Origin of the sequence: Sphingobacterium shayense (genome assembly GCF_013179575.1) — a bacterium.
Taxonomy (GTDB): Bacteria; Bacteroidota; Bacteroidia; order Sphingobacteriales; family Sphingobacteriaceae; genus Sphingobacterium; species Sphingobacterium shayense.
The window spans coordinates 1-4345 of sequence record NZ_JABMCQ010000243.1; the positions used below are offsets into that span (position 1 = coordinate 1).

3 protein-coding genes and 2 pseudogenes are annotated in these 4345 nt (G+C 39.5%); all 5 read left to right on the plus strand.

Going from position 1 to position 4345, the window contains the following annotated elements:
- Window positions 1-184, plus strand: a pseudogene (locus HP439_RS19485) (hypothetical protein); the annotation flags it as partial.
- Between the two features lie 116 nt (window positions 185-300).
- Window positions 301-975, plus strand: coding sequence for a GIN domain-containing protein (locus HP439_RS18045; RefSeq protein WP_172391726.1), 675 nt, complete (start codon window positions 301-303; stop codon window positions 973-975).
- A 127-nt stretch (window positions 976-1102) separates the two neighbouring features.
- Window positions 1103-2653, plus strand: coding sequence for a glutamine-hydrolyzing GMP synthase (gene guaA, locus HP439_RS18050; RefSeq protein ID WP_172391727.1), 1551 nt, complete (start codon window positions 1103-1105; stop codon window positions 2651-2653).
- Window positions 2610-3884 carry an ABC transporter substrate-binding protein gene (locus HP439_RS18055; protein WP_246229410.1) on the plus strand — a complete coding sequence of 425 codons (1275 nt, stop codon included), beginning with the start codon at window positions 2610-2612 and terminating at the stop codon, window positions 3882-3884. Before guaA ends, HP439_RS18055 begins: the two co-directional genes overlap by 44 nt.
- A pseudogene (locus tag HP439_RS18060) lies at window positions 3885-4345 on the plus strand (RsmB/NOP family class I SAM-dependent RNA methyltransferase); the annotation flags it as partial.

Below are 4345 nucleotides of genomic sequence, written 5' to 3' on the forward strand. Positions count from 1 at the left end.
GTTATGTATTCAGTATTATATACCGTCTTACCTTGGGTATAAAGGTAATATTGAAGAAGATAAGCAGTTTTTGGTGAACAATTTGTATAAATTAAATGATGAACAAACCAAGGACCTCTTGTATAATTATTTAAAGGGAGCCAAGATGTACACACAGCAAGAGCTAGCTTTATTGGGTCGTTAACAATTAATTTGGAGTTATAACGTTTAAATTAAAAATATACTAGGAAATAGCGATAGGCAGGCGCTTTCCTCACAAAAATTGCGTAGCAACTTATGTGTTTCCTGCATCAACTGTATATGATTAAAACTTGTGTATCCATTTGCTTATTCTTAGCTACGTTTTCAATAACTAGCGCTCAAACCAAAATTGACGTCACGCCCGCCAGCGAATTAGATGTTACCGATAAATTAAATGTAGAATATATTGATAGTGATGCTAATTTTCTCGAAATAACTGGTGAGCTGCACGATAAGGTAGATGTTGTCCAGAGCGAAGGTAAGATTAGGATCAAAATGACTTCAGGCTATCCACTCAAAGGAGGAGAAATTAATGTTAAACTCCATACGCAAGGCATAAATAAATTTATTGTGCAAAAAGGGGCAGTTGTTTATACGGAAGAAGAAATTGTCGTTGATTCTCTATTTGTAGTTGCAAATGAAGGGGGGAAGTTAGACGTTGCTGTGCGTGCACAGCATGTTGATGTGAGCACAACAACTGGTTCTGCTGTCGAACTGCGAGGAGAAACGAAATCGCAAAACATTATCTCGACATTTGGAGGGGGATATAAAGGGGAATCGCTTAAAAGTGAAACAGCTTACGTTAGAACCAACGGTGGTGGTGTTTGCGAGGCGTACGCTACAGTCTCTGCCGATGTGCAGACTAGAGCTGGAGGGGTAATTAATGTGTTTGGAAACCCGTCGGAGCGGAAACAAAAACGTATTGCAGGAGGGAAAATTACATTTAACGATTAAAAATTATTAATGTAATTACTTCTCGATTAAGTGAGAAAAATAATCTATTGATTCCCGATGTCGAATTATCTGATTTATCCAACGAAAAATCCTTAATAATTCCGTGATGAATATGTAACTTTGCGCCATGTCCGAAAAAATTATCATTCTTGATTTTGGCTCGCAATATACACAGTTGATTGCACGTCGTGTTCGTGAGCTTAATGTTTACTGCGAAATTCACCCTTATAATAATCTTCCTGAATTTGACGAAGGGGTAAAAGGTGTTATCCTATCAGGTAGCCCATACTCTGTACGTCAAGGGGACGCACCTCAAATAGACTTTAGTTCTATTCAAAGTCGTTTTCCTTTGCTAGGAGTATGTTATGGAGCACAATATTTAGCACAGAAGTCTGGTGGAGAGGTTTTACCGTCAGAAATTCGAGAATATGGACGGGCAAATCTTCAATTCGTTAATCAGGAGAGTCCTCTATTGAAAGGTGTTCCAGCTCAATCTCAAGTGTGGATGTCGCATGGAGATACAATCAAAGACGTTCCAGCAAATTTTACGATAATTGCAAGTACGGATAAAGTGCGTGTAGCAGCGTACCACATCGAAGGTACTGACACATATGGGATACAATTTCACCCAGAAGTAACCCATAGTACCGACGGCCAGATCCTGATTAAAAATTTCGTGGTAGACATTTGTAAATGTTCACAAGATTGGACTGCAGATGCGTTTGTAGATATTTCGATCGACGAATTAAAGCAACAGTTGGGCGATGATCATGTTATCATGGCGCTTTCGGGAGGAGTTGATTCAACTGTGGCCGCTGTATTATTGCACCATGCAATAGGGCAAAAGCTGCACTGTATATTCGTTGATCATGGCCTCCTTCGCAAAGATGAATACGACCAAGTATTAGATTCTTATAAAGAGATGGGGCTTAATATTAAGGGTATCAATGCGAAAGAATTGTTTTTTGGCCGGTTGGCCGGTATTTCAGAACCTGAGCAAAAAAGAAAGATTATTGGTAACTCGTTTATCGACGTTTTTGATCAGGCTGCTAAAGACATTCAACATGAGCTTCCCGAAGGAATTGAAGCAAAATGGTTAGGTCAGGGTACAATTTATCCGGACATTATTGAATCGATTTCCGTTAAGGGACCATCCGCTACTATAAAATCTCATCATAATGTGGGAGGACTTCCCGATTTCATGAAATTGAAAGTAGTCGAGCCTTTAAAGACATTATTTAAAGACGAAGTACGTCGGGTCGGTAAGTCATTAGATGTCGATCCTGCGATATTGGGACGTCATCCGTTTCCTGGTCCAGGATTGGCTATTCGTATACTTGGTGATATTACAGAAGAAAAGGTACGAATTTTGCAAGAAGCAGACAGTATCTATATCCGCAATTTGAAAGAAAGCGGATGGTATGATAAGGTATGGCAAGCTGGGACAATATTTTTACCAGTTCAATCCGTTGGTGTGATGGGAGATGAAAGGACATACGAACACGTTGTCGCTTTACGTGCTGTTGGTTCTTTGGACGGAATGACCGCCGATTGGATACATTTACCTTATGATTTGTTAGCAAAAATTTCAAATGAAATCATAAACCATGTTAAAGGAATCAATAGAGTTGTCTATGATATCAGTTCAAAACCGCCTGCAACAATTGAGTGGGAATAAAATATTAGTCGCATGTGCTTGTGCATTGACTTTAGGGGCCTGTTCCCCTAAAGTAGGTGTCTTGCGATCACCTGATCAACGTGGAAAAGCGGGTACAACCGTTACACCGGAAAACAAGGCCGATTCATCGAAAACGGATGAGAAGCCCAAGGATGATCACGTTAAATTGGATATTCAAAATAAAATTGCGTTAATTTTGCCGTTTCAGCTCGATAAGGTGAATCCGGCAGCTTTGTCAAAAGCAGATATTCAACGCTCAGCTGTCGCATTGGATTTTTACCAAGGTTTTCAATTAGCGTTAGATGAGCTTGCAGAACAAGGGACAGTTTTCGGATTAAGCGTTGTTGATTCTAAAGATGATCCAGCGTCAAATGTTGCAATTGCAAGGTCTAAAAATATTTCTGATGCCTCCCTCATTGTCGGGCCAGTTTACCCGAAGGAAATACAAGCATTTGGGGGGAATTTAGAGAATAAGAATACGCTGCAAATAAATCCACTTGCGGCGACTAAAGCAAGTACGTTTAATTTAGGAAATCTTGTATCGCTAACACCGTCAATCGATGTGCACACGAAGGCCACGGCCGAACGGGTCGCAAAAGAATTTCGCTCGGGTGACGTCGTTATCGTCTATAATTCGTCGGATAATAACAGTAGACAGTTTCTTGCTGGATTTGTTGGAGAACTGAAAGGTATTAACCCGACAATATCTCTTGTTTCAGTCTCGTCTATTAGTCAGTTAAACGAACAGTTGAGTACAACAGGAGCAAATCTAATCGTAGCTGGCACTACAGATAAGTTCCAGTTAAGGACATTTTTAGATAATTTAGAGAAGAAAACTTTAGAAAATTTCTATACATTTAAGCTTTTCGGTCATCCGCTTTGGGATCGCATCGATTTTAGCATGTATGCAAGTTTTTCAAGCTTTAAACCCACGATCACGTCGGCGGATCATTTGATGCCTTGGAATTCCGAGGTCAAGAAACTCAAAGATAAATATTATTCGATTTATGGTGTGAACCCGTCAGATCATTCCTATAAAGGCTACGATGCTGCAAAATATTTTGGTAAACTTTTGAACAAATATGGTGCTGAATATGCTTCTAAAGTAGTCCAGGAAGAATATAAAGGTGTTTTCAGCTCTTATAAATTTGAATTCAGCGAAGATGGCGGATTCGTGAATCAGTCAGTGTCATATAGGACCTATAAGGGTTCTGGATTTGAATTAAATTAAATGGCCGATATTAATCCAAGAAGAGTCGAGCAACAGATTCGTAATTTCCAAAAAGCCATAACGGCTTATAACTACAATGAACCGTTCGCTCGATTTATAAGCCAATTTTTTAAAAACAATAGACAAATGGGCTCGTCTGACCGGCGGATGACCTCTCGACTTTGTTATAATTACTTTCGGCTAGGAAAAGGCTTTCGAAAACTCGAGCCGCTTGAAAGATTGACAGTTGCAGAGTTTTTATGTGAGCAATATAGCGATCTGGTTGCGTTGTACCAGCCGACTTGGACTGTTTCTCAAACTCTGTCTATTGTTGAAAAGGTATCGTTCTTAGCCACGATATATGGCTCAAAATTAATAGACGAGGTTATTCCATTTTCCAATGAACTTTCTACCGGGATAGATAGGGATACTTTCCTTATTAGTCATTTTGTACAGCCCGATCTTTTTATTCGAGTGAAAAG

What these genes read in the sequence shown, in the direction of transcription:
- HP439_RS18045 (WP_172391726.1), top strand. Translation starts at nt 301, where the DNA reads ATGATTAAAACTTGTGTATCCATTTGCTTATTCTTAGCTACGTTTTCA.
- guaA (WP_172391727.1), top strand. Translation starts at nt 1,103, where the DNA reads ATGTCCGAAAAAATTATCATTCTTGATTTTGGCTCGCAATATACACAG.
- HP439_RS18055 (WP_246229410.1), top strand. Translation starts at nt 2,610, where the DNA reads ATGATATCAGTTCAAAACCGCCTGCAACAATTGAGTGGGAATAAAATA.